The sequence below is a fragment of the Thalassoroseus sp. genome (genome assembly GCF_984380535.1).
In genome coordinates this window covers 2664-4758 of record NZ_CFHRBF010000044.1, presented here as the reverse complement: position 1 = coordinate 4758, position 2095 = coordinate 2664, and the positions used below count along the sequence as shown (strand labels likewise).

Genomic DNA, 2095 nt, shown 5'->3' with positions numbered 1-2095 from the left:
GTGCATGAACGGGTCGGGTTCACGGTCACGCGTCTTCGAGTTTAACCGGGATTGCGTTCTTTCCGTTCTTCTCGATCTTGTCGAGTTTGTCGGCGGCCTTCTTGGTGTTGGCGGCGGTCTTTTTCATCGCCTCGAGTTCGGGCCGGTTCTCACGGCCAAGCAACGCGTCGAGAATGACCTTATTGCCTTCGCCGGTACCAAGTTCGACAGCGAGATTTTGACGTCTCATTTGGATAGCTTTCGCGGATTGCTCGGCAGCCTTAGCGGCTTCGGGCATCAATCCGAGTACACCACCCACCCGGTTTTCGCCTTTCCCGCCAGGCATTCCAGCGGCCTGGTCGCTGGACCGCACGGCCTTGGCCGCTTCGGCGGCTTGCTTGCGAAGTTCCCGGCTTTCGGCCTTCAGGGCCTCGATGCGTTCGGCGGCCGCGTCGCGGCTGGCCTGTCGTTCGGCTTCCCGGCGTGCCTTGATCGCTTCGCCGTTGCCACGGATGGCATCGGTTTCCCGTTTTTGCGAAGCGTCGATTTCGGCCAGTCGCTTGCGGCGGTTTTGTTCCCGTTCGCTGATCCCTTGGTACATGGCTTCGTTACGGCCTTCGGACCCAATCCCGAGCGTGGCAATGTCCAAGACCGTGTTGCCGATCACCGCCCCGGAATCGGCGGCGAAGTCTTTGAACTCAACCCACCGTTTTTCAATTTGCCGGAACGCATTGTTGACGATCGAAACGACCCCGGTCCACAGGTCCGTCGCGGCGTCGAAGATCGGAGCACTCAAACTGAACCAGATGTCTTTGAGCGATGTCACGCCCATTTCCCACGCGACTTTCAAACCGGTCCATAGCGTCTTGCCAGCAAGTTCCCAATCCCCCGCGGCCAACGCATCCTTGACCCCGGCGAACGTCTCGAACGCGGTCGCCTTGAGATCCCCGAACAGGGTTTTCAAGGTGCCGACAACGCGAGTTCCGACCCCCTCGAAATCGGCCAGCGACGCGACCGCGACAGTCAACCCGCCGACAACCAGACCGATCGGCGACGCCAGCAACGTGAACGCCGATGCGGCCGTTCCCACCAATCCGATCAATCCACCGACCCCGGCCGTCACCAGTCCGACGCCTTTGATCATCAAACCGAGCATTCCCGCCCCAGCTCCGGCGGCCTGTCCCAATACTAGGAACGCGGCCCCGCCGGCGGCGACGCCGGCCGCCAGCTTGAACAGCGACGCCACCAAGGGTTTGTTTTCCTTCAACCAACCGGCGGCCATCTGAGCTGCTGCCGACAACTGCGTAACCAACGGGGTGACGATCGGCAACAGACCTTCACCGATGGCAACTTTCGCGTCGGTGACGGCCGCCCCGAGTCGCTTCATCTGATTGGTGAAACTGCCCGACGTCGCTTCAGCATCACCGACGGCCCCTTGGTTTTGCATCGCCCGTTGAATGATTGCGATCCGGGCTTGGACCTTTTGTTGCTCCGTGGCATTGTTGTTGTTCAAGTTCGGATCTTGCCGTTGAAACTCCTGATTCAACGCGGACACTTTGGTGTTGATGCCGAACTGGTCGAGCACTTCGGCGGAACCCGACAACGCGGACCGTACGCGGCTTACAGCCTCGTCATCGGAGAGGTTGTAGAAACTCGCCATGTCGAGGGCGAGGGCTTGCACGGCCTGACTCATTTCCCGAGCTGAACTCGGATCAAAGTCGAGTCCCCGGAACATGGCTTGAAACGCCGACATGCTATCTTTGATGTCGACTGCCGAACGTCCGATTCGTTTCGCCAGATCGTCGGCAAAGTCCCCCGCTTGCTGGGACTGATCACCGAACACAGCATTGAACTTGTTCATCGTCTCGGCGGCATCGCCAGCGGCGGCGATAGTCGGAGCGAACAGAGCCACGCCTGCAGCTCCGGCACCGAACCCGATTTGGCCGATCCGCGTGACCATCGAGCCAAACGCCGTCAACCGATGTTGGATCTTGCCCAACGCCTTCGAAACGCCGTCGCGGAGCGAGACTTCAACGAAGGCTTGTCCGGCCTTAATCGCGGATGCACTGGCCATCGATTAGCGTCCCATCGTTTGCAGGGCTTAGGCGGTCGGTTG

1 protein-coding gene is annotated in these 2095 nt (G+C 60.3%); it reads right to left on the bottom strand.

Features of this window, described 5'->3' with window-relative positions; genetic code table 11:
• Positions 1-25: 25 nt before the first annotated feature.
• The gene (locus tag AC5DDB_RS29800) at positions 26-2053 is read right to left on the bottom strand and encodes a phage tail tape measure protein (RefSeq protein ID WP_491743417.1); all 2028 of its coding nucleotides are present in this window, start codon (positions 2051-2053) and stop codon (positions 26-28) included.
• Between the last annotated feature and the right edge of the window lie 42 nt (positions 2054-2095).

What these genes read in the sequence shown, in the direction of transcription:
- AC5DDB_RS29800 (WP_491743417.1), bottom strand. Translation starts at nt 2,053, where the DNA reads ATGGCCAGTGCATCCGCGATTAAGGCCGGACAAGCCTTCGTTGAAGTC.